Source organism: Streptomyces sp. CA-288835 (assembly GCF_050936385.1).
Taxonomy (GTDB): Bacteria; Actinomycetota; Actinomycetes; order Streptomycetales; family Streptomycetaceae; genus Streptomyces.
The window spans coordinates 8,207,581-8,225,024 of record NZ_JBNJMW010000001.1; the positions used below are offsets into that span (position 1 = coordinate 8,207,581).

At 70.4% G+C, this 17,444-nt stretch carries 14 protein-coding genes; 12 read left to right on the plus strand and 2 right to left on the minus strand.

What is annotated here, in order from left to right:
• The first annotated feature begins 39 nt into the window (after positions 1 to 39).
• The 4 genes from ACQEVY_RS37120 to ACQEVY_RS37135 all read left to right on the plus strand — a co-directional run bounded on the left by ACQEVY_RS37120 (position 40) and on the right by ACQEVY_RS37135 (position 4,178).
• Positions 40 to 1,068, plus strand: a complete 1,029-nt coding sequence (locus tag ACQEVY_RS37120) for an HAD hydrolase-like protein (protein ID WP_432953961.1) — start codon at positions 40 to 42, stop codon at positions 1,066 to 1,068.
• Between the two features lie 73 nt (positions 1,069 to 1,141).
• The gene (locus tag ACQEVY_RS37125) at positions 1,142 to 2,185 is read left to right on the plus strand and encodes a FecCD family ABC transporter permease (RefSeq protein ID WP_432953963.1); all 1,044 of its coding nucleotides are present in this window, start codon (positions 1,142 to 1,144) and stop codon (positions 2,183 to 2,185) included.
• Positions 2,182 to 3,255 (plus strand): FecCD family ABC transporter permease, encoded by a 1,074-nt coding sequence (locus ACQEVY_RS37130; protein ID WP_432953965.1) that lies wholly within the window; start codon positions 2,182 to 2,184, stop codon positions 3,253 to 3,255. The genes ACQEVY_RS37125 and ACQEVY_RS37130 overlap by 4 nt, the downstream gene beginning before the upstream one ends.
• A complete protein-coding gene (locus ACQEVY_RS37135; protein WP_432953967.1) occupies positions 3,252 to 4,178 on the plus strand; it encodes an ABC transporter ATP-binding protein in 927 nt (308 codons plus the stop codon). Before ACQEVY_RS37130 ends, ACQEVY_RS37135 begins: the two co-directional genes overlap by 4 nt.
• A 22-nt stretch (positions 4,179 to 4,200) precedes the next feature.
• Here ACQEVY_RS37135 and ACQEVY_RS37140 read toward each other — a convergent pair whose 3' ends face one another.
• Positions 4,201 to 4,548 carry an SCP2 sterol-binding domain-containing protein gene (locus ACQEVY_RS37140; RefSeq protein WP_432953969.1) on the minus strand — a complete coding sequence of 116 codons (348 nt, stop codon included), beginning with the start codon at positions 4,546 to 4,548 and terminating at the stop codon, positions 4,201 to 4,203.
• A 360-nt stretch (positions 4,549 to 4,908) separates the two neighbouring features.
• Between ACQEVY_RS37140 and ACQEVY_RS37145 the strand changes: the two genes are divergently transcribed.
• The 5 genes from ACQEVY_RS37145 to ACQEVY_RS37165 all read left to right on the plus strand — a co-directional run bounded on the left by ACQEVY_RS37145 (position 4,909) and on the right by ACQEVY_RS37165 (position 10,447).
• Positions 4,909 to 5,199, plus strand: coding sequence for a hypothetical protein (locus ACQEVY_RS37145; protein ID WP_432955602.1), 291 nt, complete (start codon positions 4,909 to 4,911; stop codon positions 5,197 to 5,199).
• Between the two features lie 7 nt (positions 5,200 to 5,206).
• Positions 5,207 to 6,022 carry a TlyA family RNA methyltransferase gene (locus ACQEVY_RS37150; RefSeq protein WP_432953970.1) on the plus strand — a complete coding sequence of 272 codons (816 nt, stop codon included), beginning with the start codon at positions 5,207 to 5,209 and terminating at the stop codon, positions 6,020 to 6,022.
• Positions 6,019 to 6,924, plus strand: coding sequence for an NAD kinase (locus tag ACQEVY_RS37155; RefSeq protein WP_432953971.1), 906 nt, complete (start codon positions 6,019 to 6,021; stop codon positions 6,922 to 6,924). Before ACQEVY_RS37150 ends, ACQEVY_RS37155 begins: the two co-directional genes overlap by 4 nt.
• Before the next feature lie 435 nt (positions 6,925 to 7,359).
• A complete protein-coding gene (recN, locus tag ACQEVY_RS37160; RefSeq protein WP_432953973.1) occupies positions 7,360 to 9,102 on the plus strand; it encodes a DNA repair protein RecN in 1,743 nt (580 codons plus the stop codon).
• 202 nt (positions 9,103 to 9,304) lie between these two features.
• Positions 9,305 to 10,447: a glycosyltransferase family 4 protein gene (locus ACQEVY_RS37165; RefSeq protein WP_432953975.1), complete on the plus strand. Its 1,143-nt coding sequence runs from the start codon at positions 9,305 to 9,307 to the stop codon at positions 10,445 to 10,447.
• Between the two features lie 40 nt (positions 10,448 to 10,487).
• Here the strand turns inward: ACQEVY_RS37165 and ACQEVY_RS37170 are convergent, their stop codons facing one another.
• A complete protein-coding gene (locus ACQEVY_RS37170) occupies positions 10,488 to 12,296 on the minus strand; it encodes a glycoside hydrolase family 15 protein (protein ID WP_432955603.1) in 1,809 nt (602 codons plus the stop codon).
• A gap of 490 nt (positions 12,297 to 12,786) precedes the next feature.
• Between ACQEVY_RS37170 and ACQEVY_RS37175 the strand changes: the two genes are divergently transcribed.
• The 3 genes from ACQEVY_RS37175 (at position 12,787) to ACQEVY_RS37185 (ending at position 17,423) form a co-directional block, all read left to right on the plus strand.
• Positions 12,787 to 14,445: a CTP synthase gene (locus tag ACQEVY_RS37175; protein ID WP_432953976.1), complete on the plus strand. Its 1,659-nt coding sequence runs from the start codon at positions 12,787 to 12,789 to the stop codon at positions 14,443 to 14,445.
• Between the two features lie 83 nt (positions 14,446 to 14,528).
• Complete coding sequence (locus ACQEVY_RS37180) at positions 14,529 to 15,155, plus strand: NUDIX domain-containing protein (protein WP_432953977.1); 627 nt, start codon at positions 14,529 to 14,531, stop codon at positions 15,153 to 15,155.
• Between the two features lie 186 nt (positions 15,156 to 15,341).
• Positions 15,342 to 17,423 (plus strand): tetratricopeptide repeat protein, encoded by a 2,082-nt coding sequence (locus tag ACQEVY_RS37185; protein WP_432953979.1) that lies wholly within the window; start codon positions 15,342 to 15,344, stop codon positions 17,421 to 17,423.
• Positions 17,424 to 17,444: the final 21 nt, after the last annotated feature.

A 17,444-nucleotide genomic window follows, 5' to 3' on the forward strand; every position in this document is an offset into this window, starting at 1 on the left:
ATGATCGGGGCAATGGGATCGAACGAGGAGCGATGCGAAATGAGCCAGACCGTGAGGACGCGGCCCGAGGGGAGTGACCGGCCCCTGAGCGAGGCGTACGACACGGCGCTGCTCGACCTGGACGGGGTGGTGTACGCGGGCGGGGAGGCGATCGCGTACGCCGTCGAGTCGCTCGGCACCGCTCGTGCGGGGGGGATGCATCTCGCGTACGTCACGAACAACGCGCTGCGGACGCCCGACACGGTGGCCGCGCATCTTACGGAGCTGGGGATACCGGCCGAGGAGTCGGACGTCATCACCTCGGCGCAGGCCGTGGCCCGGCTGATCAGCGAGCAAGTGCCCGCGGAGTCACGGGTGTTGGTGATCGGCGGGGACGGGCTGCGGGTCGCGCTGCGGGAGCGTGGGCTTGTGCCGGTCGAGTCGGCCGAGGATGAGCCGGTGGCGGTCGTGCAGGGGTATGGCGGGCCTGAGCTGCCGTGGGGGCGTTTCGCGGAGGCCTGTTACGCCATCGCGCGCGGGGTGCCGTGGTTCGCCTCCAACACCGACCTGACGATTCCCAGTGCGCGGGGGATCGCTCCGGGCAATGGGGCGGCCGTGGAGGTCGTACGCATCGCGACGGGCGGCGAGCCGCAGGTGGCCGGGAAGCCGCTGCCGCCGATGCACCGGGAGACGATTCTGCGGACGGGGGCGGTGCGGCCGCTGGTGGTCGGGGACCGGCTGGACACGGATATCGAGGGGGCGTTCAACGGCGAGGTGGATTCCCTGCTGGTGCTGACCGGGGTGACGGACGGCGCGCAGCTCCTTGCCGCCTCGCCGAAGCACCGGCCGACGTACGTGGACGCCGATCTGCGGGGGCTGTTGACCGGGCAGCCCGAGGTCGTCGAGGCGGGAGAGGGTTTCCGATGTGGGGGTTGGACCGCCACGGCCGGAGACGAGCGGCTGGAGTTGGAGGGTGAGGGCGAGGCGCTCGACGGGCTGCGGGCGCTGTGTGCCGCCGCCTGGACGGCGGCCGGGGACGGGGCCTGCGAGCTGGACGGGGGCAAGGCACTGGCACGGCTGGGACTTTGAGCGCGGCGAGCCCCGGACGCTCCTGCGGGCACACGGATCGAGCCAATTAGGGAGGGTAGGCTAGCCTAACTACGTGTTGGTCGACAGTCCCCCAGAACCGAACGCGGAGACCGCCCCCGCGCCCCCCAAACGCCGGGCGATACGGGCCGCCGGGCTCCTCGTGTCCGTGGCCGTGCTGGTGCTCATCGCGCTGGCGAGTATCGCGATCGGCGCGAAGGACCTGTCCCTGAGTCAGGTCTGGCACGGCCTGTTCGACGACTCGGGTACGTACGGCGACGTCGTGGTGAGCGAGCGGTTGTCGCGTACGGTCCTCGGGCTGCTCGTCGGTGCCGGGCTCGGCCTCGCCGGGGCCGTCCTCCAGGCGCTCACCCGTAATCCGCTGGCCGATCCCGGACTGCTCGGCATCAACGCGGGCGCGTCCGCGGCGGTCGTCACGGCCATCACCTACTTCGGCGTCACCTCGCTGAGCGGCTATGTGTGGTTCGCCTTCGGGGGCGCGGCGGTGGTCGGGGTCCTGGTGTACGCCCTCGGCGGCAGCCGGGGTGCGACACCGGTGCGGCTCGCGCTCGCGGGCACCGCGCTCAGCGCCGCGCTCTACGGCTATCTGCAGGCCGTGATGATCATGGACCAGGCGGCGCTCGCCAGGATGCGCTTCTGGACGGTCGGTTCGCTGTCCTCGGCCAACGACCGGACCATCGAGCAGGTGCTGCCGTTCCTCGTGATCGGCATGGTTCTGGCGCTGGCCCTCGCGCGGCCGCTGAACGCCATGGCCATGGGCGACGACACCGCACGTGCGCTCGGCGCGCATCTCGGCCGTACCCGCGCGCTGTCCATGGCGGCCGCGACCCTGCTGTGCGGGGCCGCGACGGCCGCATGCGGGCCGATCGTGTTCGTCGGGCTGATGGTCCCGCACGTCGTACGGTCCGTCACCGGGCCCGACATGCGCTGGATCCTGCCGTACGCCACCGTGCTCTCGCCGGTGCTGCTGCTCGGCGCCGATGTGATCGGCCGGATGGTCGCGCGGCCCGCCGAGCTTCAGGTCGGCATCGTCACCGCGATCCTGGGCGGCCCTGTCTTCATCTTTCTCGTACGACGGCGGAGGACGGCGCAGCTGTGAAGGTCCTGACCAAACAGGCCGGTTCTGCCCGGCCGTTCCGCGCCCGGCCCGTCCGTACTCGGGGCGGACTGTCCGTCCGTATCGACGTCCGCTCGCTGACCGTTGTCGTCCTGCTGCTGGTGGCCGCGCTCACCGCGAGCGTCGTCCTCATCGGGACCGGCGACTTCCCGATCCCGGCCGGCGACGTGCTGAAGACGCTGTTCGGCAACGGTGACGTCGGGCAGGAGTTCATCGTCAACGAGCTGCGGCTGCCGCGGGTTCTCGTCGGCCTCCTGGTGGGGGCCTCGCTCGGGCTCGGTGGCGCGCTCTTCCAGGCCATCTCCCGTAATCCGCTGGGCAGTCCGGATGTGCTCGGTCTTGCGCAGGGCTCGACGGCCGGTGCGCTCACCGTGATCGTGCTGTTCTCGGGGAGCGCGGCCGAGGTCACGCTCGGGGCGCTGTTCGGCGGTCTGGTGACTGGACTTGCCATCTATGTGCTCGCCTGGAAGCGAGGTGTGCACGGCTATCGACTGGTTCTGGTCGGTATCGGTGTCTCCGCGATGGCTGTGGCCGTCAACGGCTATCTGCTCACCAAGGCCGACATCGTGGACGCGGCCCGTGCGGTCGTGTGGATGACGGGCTCGCTCAACGGCCGTGACTGGGAACAGGTCTGGCCGCTGCTCGGGCTGTGCGCCGTCCTCGTGCCCCTCGTCCTCGGCAACGCGCGCGGGCTGTACATGCTGGAGATGGGCGACGATGTCGCGTACGCGCTCGGGGTGCGGGTCGAGCGGACGCGGATGCTGCTGATGCTGGCGGCCGTGCTGCTCACCGCGGCCGCCACCGCCGCCGCGGGCCCGGTCGCCTTCGTCGCGCTCACCGCGCCGCAGCTCGCCCGGCGCCTCACCCGCGCGCCGGGGCCGAACCTGATGCCCGCGATGTGCATGGGCGCCACGCTGCTGGTCGTCGCGGACTGGGCCTCGCAGCGGGCCTTCGGCGCCGACCAGTTGCCCGTCGGGGTGGTGACCGGAGTGCTCGGCGGTGTCTATCTGCTGTGGCTCCTCGTCACCGAGCGCAAGGCGGGCCGGATATGAACACCGACGGCATTCCGGACACCGGCGGCAAGACGAGCAAGACGAGCAAGACGAGTACGGGCGCCAATGGCGGGCCGCACGCGAACACCCGAAGGAGCACTGTGAACCGCCTGTCCGCCGAGAGCGTCACCCTCGCCTATGACCAGCGGGTCATCGCTGAGCAGTTGTCGGTCGAGATACCCGACAACTCCTTCACCGTGATCGTCGGCCCCAACGCCTGCGGCAAGTCCACGCTGCTGCGCGCCCTGTCCCGGATGCTGAAGCCGAGCCAGGGGCGGGTGCTGCTCGATGGGCAGGTCATCCAGTCGATGCCCGCGAAGAAGGTGGCCCGGACGCTCGGGCTGTTGCCTCAGTCGTCGATCGCGCCCGACGGGATCACGGTCGGCGACCTGGTCGGCCGCGGGCGTTACCCGCACCAGGGGCTGCTGCGGCAGTGGTCCTCGGAGGACGAGCGGGTCGTACGGGAGTCGATGGCCTCGACCGGAGTCGCGGAACTCGCCGATCGTTATGTCGACGAACTCTCCGGCGGCCAGCGCCAGCGCGTCTGGATCGCCATGGCGCTCGCCCAGCAGACCCCGCTGCTGCTGCTCGACGAGCCGACCACCTTTCTCGACATCCAGCACCAGATCGACGTACTCGACCTATGTGCCGAACTTCACGAGGAGCAGGGCAGGACCCTGGTCGCCGTGCTGCACGACCTCAACCACGCGGCTCGTTACGCGACGCATCTGATCGCTCTGCGAGAGGGCTCGATCATTGCGCAGGGCGCGCCGTCCGACATCGTCACGGCCGAGCTGGTCGAGGAGGTCTTCGGGCTGCGCTGCCAGGTCATCGACGATCCGGAGACGGGTACGCCGCTGGTGGTGCCGGCGGCGCGTAAGGCTCGTACGTCCGCTGCTGTCAGCGTTGCGAAGGGTTCCTGAAGGTCATGAACCGGGTGACGGGTCAGAGGAGCTTTCTGAGCCGGAGCAGGTCGCGCAGGCCCGCTTCGAGCTTGACCCGGCCCGAGCCCCAGGCCTTCGCGAAGTTCAGCTCGCCGTTCACCATGGCGACCAGGTCGTCGCCGGTCATGGTGAGCCGGATCTGGGCCTTTTCGGGCGGAGGGCCCTGCACCGTGTCGAGCACCTCGATGCGGCCGTCCGTGAGGCGGCCCACAAAGGTGACGTTGAGGTCGGTGATACGGCAGCTCAGCGAGCGGTCCAGGGCAGCGGCAGCGCGCACGTCGCCCTCCGCGCCCGCCATGTTGTCCGAGAGTTTCTCGAGTGCGCTGCGGCACTCCTCAATCGTGGCCATCGCGGACGACGGTACCGCAGCGCTTCGCGGTAGCGTCGGGGCATGAACGACTGGGAGCCTCCTGCCGAACCGGGGGGCGAAGGCGAAGCCGGGGCCGGGGCTGGCCCTGAGATCGGGTCCGAGGTCGGACCCGAGGCCGGACCCGAGGTCCGGCTCGGCCCTGGTGCTGAGGCCGGGTCTGGGGCCCGGCTTGGCGCTGGGCCGGTGGCCGGAACCGATGTCCGGCTTGACGCCGGACCGGTGGCGGGATCCTGGACCGGCCGGGAGACCGGGTCCGATGACCTACCCGAGGGCGGATCCGATGTCCGGTTCGACGCCGGTGCGGAGATCGGGCCCGGGGCCGGGGTCGACGCTGGGCCGGTGGCCGGATCCGGAGCCGGACTCGTAGACGGCGCGGAGAGCGGGTCCGCATACGAACCCGCCGTCCCCGCCCCACTGAACGTTCCGCGTACGCCCACCGGGAATGCCGACGTGGACGCGCAGCTTGAGCGGCTGGGCGATGTTGACCACCTCGCTGCGGATGGGCATATCGAGGTGTACGAGGATGTGCATCGGGGGCTGCGTGACACCCTTACCGCGCTTGATGCTCGGCCGGGGCCCCAGGGGGCTCCGGGGTCGCCCTCTTCGTACGGCATGAACAACAGGAGCTGAACCGAACGTGGCAGGAGTGGTGCGACGCCGGCTTGACGCCGAGCTGGTTCGGCGGAAGCTCGCGCGGTCGCGGGAGCACGCCGGGCAGCTGATCGCCGCCGGGCGGGTCACCGTCGGCAAGACCCTCGCGACGAAGCCCGCCACCCAGGTGGAGACCGCCGCCGCCATCGTGGTCACCCGCGACGACAGTGACCCCGACTACGTCTCGCGCGGCGGCCACAAGCTGGCGGGGGCCCTGAAGGTCTTCGTGCCGCTCGGCCTGAAGATCGAGGGGCGGCGGGCGCTGGACGCCGGTGCTTCGACCGGCGGATTCACCGACGTCCTGCTGCGCGCCGGAGCCGCCCACGTCGTCGCCGTCGATGTCGGCTACGGCCAGCTGGCATGGTCACTCCAAAGCGATGAACGGGTCACCGTCAAGGACCGTAAGAACGTACGCGAGTTGACGTTGGAGGCGATCGATGGGGAGCCGGTGGATCTTATTGTCGGTGACTTGTCCTTCATCCCGCTCGGACTGGTGCTGCCCGCCCTTGTGCGGTGTGCGGCGCCCGATGCCGACCTGGTGATGATGGTCAAGCCGCAGTTCGAGGTGGGCAAGGACCGGCTGGGGAGCGGCGGTGTCGTACGCAGCCCCGAACTGCGGGCCGAAGCCGTGCGCGGGGTTGCCCGGCAGGCGTGGGGGCTGGGCCTCGGGGTGAAGGGCGTCACGGCCAGCCCGCTGCCCGGGCCCTCGGGGAACGTCGAGTACTTTCTGTGGCTGCGAGCCGGTGCACCCGAACTGGATCCGGCCGACGTAGACCGTGCAGTGGCGGAGGGGCCGCGTTGACCGATACCCGAGTTCGTACTGTTTTCCTGCTGGCCCACACCGGGAGGCCCGCGGCCATCCGCAGTGCCGAACTCGTCGTCCAGGGGCTGTTGCGCTCCGGGCTCGGTGTACGGGTGCTGGCGGCCGAGGCCGCCGATCTGCCGCTGCCGTCGGAGGTGGAACTCGTCAAGGAGGCAACTCCCGAGTGCCTCGACGGGTGTGAGCTGCTGATCGTGCTGGGCGGTGACGGGACGCTGCTGCGCGGGGCGGAGTTTGCGCGTGCCTCGGGCGTGCCGATGCTCGGCGTCAATCTGGGGCGGGTTGGGTTCCTCGCCGAGGCCGAGCGCGATGATCTTGACAAGGTTGTCGATCGGGTGGTGACTCGTGCCTACGAGGTCGAGGAGCGGATGACCGTTGATGTCGTCGTGCACAGCAACGGGGATGTTGTGCATACCGACTGGGCGTTGAACGAGGCTGCCGTTCAGAAGGTTTCCGCTGAGCGGTTGCTTGAGGTTGTGCTGGAGATTGATGGGCGGCCTGTTACCGGGTTTGGGTGTGATGGCATCGTCTGCGCTACCCCTACCGGGTCTACGGCTTATGCGTTCTCTGCCGGGGGGCCTGTGGTGTGGCCGGAGGTTGAGGCGTTGCTGATGGTGCCTATCAGTGCGCATGCGCTGTTTGCCAAGCCGTTGGTTACTTCGCCGGATTCTGTGCTGGCTGTGGAGGTGCAGCCTCACACTCCGCATGGGGTGTTGTGGTGCGATGGGCGGCGGACCATTGAGTTGCCGGAAGGGGCTCGGGTGGAGGTGCGGCGGGGGGCTGTGCCGGTGCGGCTTGCTCGGCTGCATCACGCTTCATTCACTGATCGGCTTGTTGCCAAGTTCGCGTTGCCTGTGGCGGGTTGGCGGGGGGCTCCGCACTAGGGGATTTGTTCCCCAGCCCCGCCCCTTCCCGAAACTGGGGGCTGTGCCCCCAGGCCCCCCTGCCTCCGGCTGGGTAGGGCGCCTCCGGCGGGGTGGGTGGGCGCCTACGGCGGGTGGGTGGGATCACGGGGCGAGTGGGGCGCCTGGCGCGGGTGGGTGGGGTGCCTACCGGGGTGGGGGTGACATGTTGTGTTGCGGCTGCGGGTGCGTCGTGGCTTGTCGCGCAGTTCCCCGCGCCCCTAAAGCGCTACCGCGGGTGGGTGGGTACGTGGCGTGGGTGCGTTGTGGCTTGTCGCGCCCCGCGGCGGAGCCGCAAATGTCACAGCCCCGCGCCCCTAACGGGGCGCAGTCCCCCCTCCCCTTACGGGGCCAGACTTCACGCTCCTTCGGGTAACGAAGCCAGGGGGGCGTCGCACACGAGCCCCCTGACCTCGTATGGTCGTGTCCGTGCTGGAGGAGATGCGGATACGGTCGCTCGGAGTCATCGATGACGCCGTTGTCGAGTTGTCGCCCGGCTTTACCGCCGTGACCGGTGAGACCGGGGCGGGCAAGACGATGGTGGTCACCAGCCTTGGGCTGCTGCTGGGCGGGCGAGCGGATGCGGCTCTCGTGCGGATCGGTGCCAAGAACGCTGTGGTGGAGGGGCGGATCACCGTTCCCGAGGGTGCCTCGGCTGTTGTACGGGCCGAGGAGGCAGGGGCCGAGCTCGACGACGGGGCGCTGTTGATCAGCCGTACCGTGTCCGCCGAAGGGCGCTCGCGGGCCCACCTGGGCGGGCGTTCCGTGCCCGTGGGGGTGCTCGCCGAACTCGCCGACGAGCTTGTCGCCGTACACGGTCAGTCCGACCAACAGGGGCTGCTCAAGCAGTCCCGGCAGCGGCAGGCGCTCGACCGGTACGCGGGGGACGCGGTCGCCGTGCCGCTTGCCAAGTACGCGAGTGCCTACCGTCGGCTGCGTGCCATCTCGGCCGAGCTGGACGAGATCACCACGCGCGCGCGGGAACGTGCCCAGGAAGCCGACATGTTGCGCTTCGGGCTCGACGAGATCGCGGCGGTCGAGCCGCGGGCGGGCGAGGACGTGGAGCTGGCGGCCGAGGCCGAGCGGCTCGGGCATGCCGAGGCGCTCGCGTCCGCGGCCACGGCGGCGCATGCGGCGCTGGCGGGTAATCCCGAGGATCCCGAGGGCATCGACGCCACGACGCTCGTCGCGGGCGCGCACCGGGCACTGGAGGCCGTACGGTCCCATGACTCCGCGTTGGCCGCGCTCGCCGACCGGATCGGGGAGATCGGGATTCTGCTGGGCGATGTGGCGGGGGAGTTGGCGGGGTACGCCGACGACCTGGACGCCGATCCGCTGAGGCTCGCGGCGGTCGAGGAGCGGCGGGCCGCGCTCACCGCGCTGACCCGCAAGTACGGCGAGGACGTGGCTGCCGTACTGTCCTGGGCCGAGCAAGGAGCCGCGCGGCTCCTGGAGTTGGACGGCGACGACGACCGGATCGGTGAGTTGACGGCCGAGCGGGACGCGTTGCGGGCCGAACTGGGCGGGTTGGCGCAGGCGTTGACGGACGCGCGCACGGAGGCCGCCGAGCGGTTTGCCGCCGCCGTGACCGCCGAGCTCGCCTCGCTCGCCATGCCGCACGCGCGCGTGTCGTTCGCGATCCGGCAGACGGAGGACCCGGACGGCGTGGAGGTGGGCGGTCGCCCGGTCGCGTACGGGCCTGCCGGTGTCGACGAGGTCGAGCTGCTTCTCGCGCCGCATCCCGGAGCGCCGCCGCGGCCGATCGCCAAAGGCGCGTCCGGCGGTGAGCTGTCGCGCGTGATGCTCGCCGTGGAGGTCGTGTTCGCGGGTACGGATCCGGTGCCGACGTACCTCTTCGACGAGGTCGATGCGGGCGTCGGCGGCAAGGCCGCGGTCGAGATCGGGCGTCGGCTCGCCCGCCTCGCCAAGACCGCTCAGGTGGTTGTCGTCACCCACCTGCCCCAGGTCGCCGCCTTCGCCGACCGGCAGCTCCTCGTCGAGAAGACCAGCGACGGCTCGGTCACCCGCTCCGGAGTAAAGGCCCTCGAGGGCGAGGACCGCGTCCGCGAACTGTCTCGCATGCTGGCGGGCCAGGAGGACTCGGAAACAGCCCGCGCTCACGCGGAAGAACTGCTGGCCACGGCTCGGGGGGACGGCTAGGACGAGGACGGCGGCCGCCGCTCCGCGGGCCGATCTGTCCCCCAGCGCCCCACCGTGGTCCGGAACTCCCGTATGTCCTGGCATCCTTAGGTGTAGGCGAACGCGCCGTACACCCCAACGTCGCGTCCCTTGTGCGTCATCTCAGTACTTCCTCTGTACTTTCTTCGTGACCGCCCGTCGCTGAACCAGGAGCCCCGGCCACGTGAGCACCCCCGTGAGCAGCCAGTTGTCGCATGGCCGATCGGCGCTGCGTACCGTGCAGGTGCTCGGCGGCGGCAGTGCGGGCAGCAGTGCGCATGTGCGGTCGCTGGCTTCCGGGCTCGTGGCGCGGGGAGTGCGGGTCACGGTGTGTACGCCGGCCGCCGCGGAGCAGACGTACGACTTCAGCGGTGCCGGGGCCCGGCATGTGCACGTACCGCGGCGAAGCGACCCGGCCTCCGTGGCCGTCCTGCGGGCGGCTTGCGTCGACGCCGATCTTGTCCACGCCCATGGGCTGCATGCCGGGATGAGGGCGGCCATGGCGCTCAGCGGGCTGCGGGTTCCGTTCGTCGTGACCTGGCACAGCCGCTCGCACGCCGACGGGGCGCGGGGGCATCTGCTGCGGCTGCTGGAGCGACGGGTCGCCAAGGCCGCCTCGGTGGTCCTCGGGGCCTCGTCCGACCTGGTCGAGCGGGCCCGGCGCAATGGGGCGCGTGATGCCCGGCTCGCCGCGGTCGCGCTGCCTCAGGTGCGGCGGCCCGCCGTCGCGGACGAGGAGCTCGAGCGGCTGCGTCCCAAGGCGCGGGCCGAACTGGGTGCCACGGACCGGCCGTTGCTGATGGCGGTCGGCTCGCTCGAGCGGCACCGGGGGTACGACACGCTGCTGGACGCCACGCGCGCCTGGCGCCGGCTGGATCCCGTACCGCTGCTCGTGATCGCCGGCGAGGGGCCGCTGCGCGCCGAACTGCAGGGGCGTATCGAGAACGAAGGGCTGCCGGTACGTCTCGTTGGGCGGCGTGACGACGTCGGTGAACTGCTCGCCGCAGCCGATCTCGCCCTGCTGCCCGGCGGCGGGGAAGCGCGCTCCGTGCTCGCCCAGGAAGCCCTCCATGCACGCGTGCCGCTTGTCGCGGCCGATATGGAAGGGGTCCCCGAACTGGTCGGGGACGCCGCCGAACTCGTACCGCACGGGGACGCGGAAGCCCTCGCCGACGCCGTTGTACGCCTTCTTCAGGATCCGGAACGGCGTGAGGCCCTCAAGGACAAGGGCACGCGGCAGGCCGCCTCCTGGCCGACCGAGGACGAGACCGTCGCTCAAGTCCTCAGCATCTACGACGAATTGACGAAGCCGCCGCCCGTGCCGTAGCCGGGCGGCGGCTTGTCAGCAGTCGCTCATCGGCCGCTCATCAGCCGCCGTACGCCCCCGAAGCCGTCAGCCGCAGTGCCGTGTCGATCAAGGGCACGTGACTGAACGCCTGCGGGAAGTTCCCCACCTGGCGCTTCAGGCGCGGGTCCCACTCCTCGGCCAGCAGGCCGAGGTCGTTGCGCAGGGCGAGCAGCTTCTCGAAGAGCTTGCGGGCCTCGTCCACGCGGCCGATCATCGCCAGGTCGTCCGCCATCCAGAACGAGCAGGCGAGGAACGCGCCCTCGTCGCCCTCCAGGCCGTCCACGCCCGCGTCCTCACCGGCGGTGGGGTAGCGCAGGATGAAGCCGTCCTCGGTCGACAGCTCTCGCTGGATGGCCTCGATGGTGCCGATCACCCGCTTGTCGTCCGGCGGCAGGAAGCCCATCTGCGGGATCAGCAGCAGCGAGGCGTCCAGCTCCTTGGAGCCGTACGACTGGGTGAAGGTGTTGCGCTCCTTGTCGTAACCCTTCTCACACACATCGCGGTGGATGTCGTCGCGCAGCTCGCGCCACTTCTCCAGCGGACCGTCCGCGTCGCCGGACTCGATGAGCTTGATGGTGCGGTCGACGGCGACCCAGGCCATCACCTTGGAGTGCACGAAGTGCCGGCGCGGACCGCGGACCTCCCAGATGCCCTCGTCCGGCTCGTCCCAGTGGTTCTCCAGGTAGCGGATCAGCTTGAGCTGCAGCAGGGACGCGTAGTCGTTGCGGGCCAGACCCGTCATGTGCGCCAGGTGCAGGGCCTCGGTCACCTCGCCGTAGACATCCAGCTGGAGCTGGTGCGCAGCGCCGTTCCCGACGCGTACGGGCGCGGAATTCTCGTAACCGGGCAGCCAGTCGAGCTCCGCCTCGCCCAGCTCACGCTCGCCCGCGATGCCGTACATGATCTGCAGGCTCTCCGGGTCGCCCGCGACCGCGCGCAGCAGCCACTCGCGCCAGGCGCGCGCCTCCTCGCGGTAGCCGGTGCGCAGCAGCGAGGAGAGGGTGATCGCCGCGTCCCGGAGCCAGGTGTAGCGGTAGTCCCAGTTGCGGACGCCGCCGATCTCCTCCGGGAGCGAGGTGGTGGGCGCGGCGACGATGCCGCCGGTGGGCGCGTACGTCAGCGCCTTCAGGGTGATCAGCGAGCGGACCACGGCCTCGCGGTAGGGCCCGTGGTACGTGCACTGCTCGACCCACTCGCGCCAGAACTCCTCGGTGGCCTCCAGGGCCTGCTCCGGCTCGGGCAGCGCGGGCGGCTCCTTGTGCGAGGGCTGCCAGGAGATGGTGAACGCGATCCGGTCACCCGGCGCCACCGTGAAGTCCGCGTACGTGGTCAGCGACTTGCCGTAGGTCTCGGCCGTCGTGTCGAACCACACGGAGTCGGGCCCGGCGACGGCCACCGTCCGCCCCTCGTGCTTGTGCACCCAGGGCACCACACGGCCGTACGAGAAACGCATCCGCAGCGCGGAGCGCATCGGCACCCGGCCCGAGACGCCCTCGACGATCCGCACCACCTGGGGCGCGCCGTCACGCGGAGGCATGAAATCGGTCACACGGACCGTGCCACGTGGCGTATCCCACTCCGATTCGAGGATCAGAGAGTCGCCGCGATAGGTGCGGCGGGCCGCTCTGGGCGGCTCGGCGTCCGCCGAATGGGCCGGGCCAAGACGCCAGAAGCCGTGCTCCTCGGTGCCGAGCAGTCCGGCGAAGACGGCATGGGAGTCGAAGCGGGGCAGGCACAGCCAGTCCACCGTGCCGTCCCGGCAGACCAGCGCTGCGGTCTGCATGTCTCCGATAAGTGCGTAGTCCTCGATGCGCCCGGCCACGTGCATCTCCAGTCGAACGGCCACGTCGCCCCCCGAGGGGCGGTTGCTCTTTGCGGTCAGGGGAATGGGTCAATACAGCGTCGTTGCATGACGTCAATGGTCGCAGTGATTGTTGGTGCGAAACGAACTGACGAGCTCTGTGTCCGGAGAATACGGGCGGGGTGGTGCCGTTGTTCGGCCCGGCTCGGCAGCGATCGTCCGAGCAGGATACGACGCACGATGGTGATCCGCGCGCCCCTCCCTGGAAAGCGATTGCGCCGGATGAGTGGGAAGAGTGCACACGACTGTGCCTTGTGTCGGTCCGTGTGCGGAGCGTGGCCGGAAGCGGCCTCCTCCAGGCGCTGATACCCTGGTAGCCCGTGGACCGGTGGGCGCCCCCGAAGCAGAAACCGACGCGAGGGGTCCCCCGAACCGCAGCGACGGCACCTCCCGAAACGCCCGGGTCAGGCAGCCGGCCCGCACTCCGAACCGCGACCACGGGAGCCCCGTCTTGGCCATGCCCTCCAAATCCTCGACGACCAAGCACATCTTCGTCACCGGGGGCGTCGCCTCCTCCCTCGGCAAGGGCCTGACCGCGTCCAGCCTGGGCGCACTGCTCAAGGCGCGGGGCCTGCGGGTCACGATGCAGAAGCTCGACCCGTATCTGAACGTCGACCCGGGCACCATGAACCCTTTCCAGCACGGTGAGGTGTTCGTCACCAACGACGGCGCCGAGACGGACCTGGACATCGGCCACTACGAGCGCTTCCTCGACGTGGACCTGGACGGCTCCGCCAACGTCACCACCGGCCAGGTGTACTCCACGGTGATCGCCAAGGAGCGGCGCGGCGAGTACCTCGGCGACACCGTGCAGGTCATCCCGCACATCACCAACGAGATCAAGCACCGCATCCGGCGCATGGCCACCGACGACGTGGACGTGGTGATCACGGAGGTCGGCGGCACGGTCGGCGACATCGAGTCGCTGCCGTTCCTGGAGACCGTCCGTCAGGTCCGTCACGAGGTGGGCCGCGACAATGTGTTCGTCGTCCACATCTCGCTCCTTCCCTACATCGGACCGTCGGGGGAGTTGAAGACGAAGCCGACGCAGCATTCGGTTGCGGCTCTGCGCAACATCGGTATTCAGCCAGATGCGATCGTGCTGCGGGCCGACCGCGATGTGCCCACCGCGATCAAGCGCAAGATCTCGCTGATGTGCGACGTCGACGAGGCGGCCGTGGTCGCGGCCATCGACGCCAAGTCGATCTACGACATCCCGAAGGTCCTGCACACGGAGGGCCTGGACGCCTACGTCGTACGCAAGCTCGACCTCGCCTTCCGTGACGTGGACTGGACGATCTGGGACGACCTGCTCGACCGGGTCCACAACCCGCAGCACGAGATCAACCTCGCGCTCGTCGGCAAGTACATCGATCTGCCCGACGCATATCTTTCGGTCACCGAGGCGCTGCGCGCGGGCGGGTTCGCCAACAAGGCGCGCGTGAAGATCAAGTGGGTCACCTCGGACGACTGCAAGACCCCGGCGGGTGCCGCCCAGCAGCTCGCCGACGTCGACGCGATCTGCATCCCCGGCGGCTTCGGCGACCGCGGCGTCTCCGGCAAGGTCGGCGCCATCCAGTACGCCCGCGAGAACAAGATCCCGCTGCTCGGCCTGTGCCTCGGCCTGCAGTGCATCGTGATCGAGGCCGCGCGCAATCTCGCCGACATCGCGGACGCCAACTCCACGGAGTTCGACGCCGCGACCGGCCACCCGGTCATCTCCACCATGGCCGAGCAGCTCGACATCGTCGCCGGCGAGGGCGACATGGGCGGCACGATGCGGCTGGGCATGTATCCGGCCAAGCTCACCGAGGGCTCGGTCGTACGCGAGGTGTACGGCGGCAAGGAGTACGTCGAGGAGCGTCACCGTCACCGCTACGAGGTGAACAACTCCTACCGCGCCGAGCTGGAGAAGAAGGCCGGTCTGCTGTTCTCCGGCACGTCCCCGGACGGCAAGCTCGTGGAGTACCTGGAGTACCCGCGCGACGTCCACCCTTACCTGGTCGCGACCCAGGCGCACCCCGAGCTGCGCTCGCGCCCGACGCGTCCGCATCCGCTGTTCGCGGGCCTGGTGAAGGCCGCTGTGGAGCGCAAGACGGGCAAGACGGGTAAGTAACACGAGGTTGTACGGTTGCCGGGGTGCGGGTCCTTTGCGGCGCGTGCCCCGGTTTTTCTGTGTACGTGGGAGGACAAGTCGACATGACCATCAAGGACACCGCCGCGGAGTGGGAGGTCAGGGCGACCGAAACTCCGTTCACGGGGAACAAGACCTCCGTGCGCACGGACGACGTGGTCATGCCCGACGGGACGGTCGTCCGCCGCGACTACCAGGTCCACCCCGGTTCGGTGGCGGTCCTCGCCCTCGACGACCAGGGCCGCGTCCTGGTCATCCGCCAGTACCGGCACCCCGTACGCCAGAAGCTGTGGGAGATCCCGGCCGGCCTGCTCGACATCCCCGGCGAGAACCCGCTGCACGCCGCCCAGCGAGAGCTGTACGAAGAAGCCCACGTCAAGGCCGAGGACTGGCGGGTGCTCACGGACGTGTACACGACGCCGGGCGGCTGCGACGAGGCCGTACGGATCTTCCTCGCCCGGGATCTGTCCGAGGCCGAGGGGCAGCGTTTCGAGGTCGAGGACGAAGAGGCCGACATGGAGCTCTCTCGGGTCCCCGTCGAGGAGCTCGTGCGCGGTGTGCTCGCCGGTGAGCTGCACAACAACTGCCTTGTCGTGGGCGTCCTTTCGCTGGTCGCGGCCCAGAACGGCGACGGTCTCGACGCGCTGCGCCCGGCCGAGGCGCCGTGGCCCGCGCGGCCCTTCGAGGTGTGAGCCTCGACTGCTCGCGAGGCCGCCGCGTACACCGTGCTGTCGCCGGTGTGACGATCGCCTGATCCGATCGGGGGACGTGCCCGCCGTGCTCCCACGGGATCGTCGCAGAGCGTGAACTAGGCTCTACAAATGCCCCGTCCGGAGTCCCGGCGGGCTTGCGCGTGCGGTGGGACGGGAGTGTGGCCCGTGACGGATCAGGCGGTGGACACCGAGGGTACGAAGCTGTCGGCCAAGAAGCAGCGCCCAGCTGACACCGCTGCTCCCACGGAGGGTCAGTTCCTCGGCCGTACAAGAGAGTTGAAGGAGCTCAGGGCCGACATCGAGCGTGCGGGCCTGGACACCATCGCGGGCCGGAAAGCGCCCCGCGCGCGCGTGCTGCTCATCGCGGGCAAGCGCGGCTTCGGCCGCACCGCGCTCGCCGAGGAACTCGTGCGGCTGGTCGCGGACAGTTATCCCGATGGCACGCTACGAGCCCGCCTCACCGAACCCGACGGCACACCCGTACCCACCGAGCGCACCGCCCGCGAACTGCTTGCCGCCCTGGAGCAGACCGCCCCGCCCGGGGCCCCCGAGGACGACCTCGTCGAGGCGCTGCGCGAGGCCCTCGCCACCCGCCGGGCCCTGCTTCTGCTCGACGACGCGGCGGACGCGGAACAGGTCGACGCACTGCTCCCCGACACCCCGGAATGCCTGGTCGTCGCCGTTTCCGGCGGGCCTCTGACCGGGATCTCCGACGTCCGCCCCTGCACCCTCGGCGGCCTGGACACCAAGTCCGCCGTCGAACTCCTCGGCCGCTACACCGGCTCCGTGCGCATCACCGTCGATCCGCGCGCCGCCGAAGGACTCGTCGAGATCTGCGCGGCCCAGCCCGCCGCGCTCGTACTCGCCGGCGGCTGGCTGGCCCGCCGGCCCAAGGCGGCCGTCGCCGACCTCGCAAAGCAACTGCGCACAGAGGGTGACGAAGGCCCGCCACTCGAGCGCGTCTTCCACCTCGTGTACGCCGAACTGCCCCCGGCCCGCGCACAGATGCTGCGCCTGCTCTCGCTCGCCCCCGCGGGCCTTGTCGACCCGCACACCGCGTCCGCGCTCGTCGGCTGCTCGGTGGACGCCGCCGCGTCCACCCTGGACGACTTCGCCGGGCTCGGCTTCCTGCGGCGCGTCGAGTCACCGCTGCCGCAGTACGAAGTGCCCGGCTGTCTGCTGCCGCTGCTGCGCTCGCTCACCGAGAGCGAGGACCGGCCGGCCGAGCTGCAGCTGGCCCGCGCCCGGATGCTGGAGCGGACCGTACGACTGCTGGCCTCCTGCCGCGCGATCACCGAGACCGACAGCTCGCCCGCCCGCGAGAAGCTCGCCGGGATGCCCAGCGCCCTGCGCTTCAAGAACCCCCGCGCGGCGGCCGACTGGCTGCGCATCCGGCAGCCCGCACTGCTGGCCTCCGCGCGGCTCGCGGTCGCCGACGGGGAGCTGGACACCCTCGCTCGCCGACTGATGGCCGCGCTGGTGCGGGCGATGGTCGCGCACTTCGGTACGCAGGCGGCGGCGCCCGAGCTGTACGGCATCCACCAGCTCGTCCTCGATGTCGCCGAGCGGCGCAAGCTGCCCCGCGAGAAGGCCGCAGCCCTGCTGAACCTCGCCGATCTGGACGCCCGGAACGGCCGTACCACCGATGCGCTCGCCCGCTACCGCGCCGCTCTCGACGCCGGACGGGAGGCGAATGACCCGTATGCGACCGGCCGCGCGATGGAATCCGTAGGCGGCGCGCATCAGGAGCTGGGGGACTTCGACCGGGCCGCCGACTGGTACGGGCGGGCACTCGCGCAACGGCTCGCCCGCGACGAGCGGGTGGACGCCGCCCGACTGCACGGCCGTATCGCCACCGTGCACACCTACGCGGGCCGCTACGACGAGGCGCTGCGCAGCTGGCGCTCGGCCGTCACCGGGCATCGCAGGAACGGTGATGTGGCGGGCGTGGCCAGGGCATTGAGCGAACTGGCACGGGTGCAGGAGTACGCCGGCCGGACCGAGGAATCGCTGCGCACCTGCCAGGAGGCGATCGAGTGGGCGCGCCGCGCCGAGGACGTACGACTGCGGGCCGCTCTGCAGCTCCGGCTCGCCGACACGCTGGACCGGCTCGGCGACCCCGTGGCGGCCCGGCTGCACCGTGGCGCGGCCGAGCGCATGCTGGGAAACGAGCTCCCGGAGGACCTGTCCACCAGGGAACACGACGCTAACGCCTACGAAATCCGTAGTACATCCGCAGAAGATTGAAGCATTGAAAGGCTAGACACG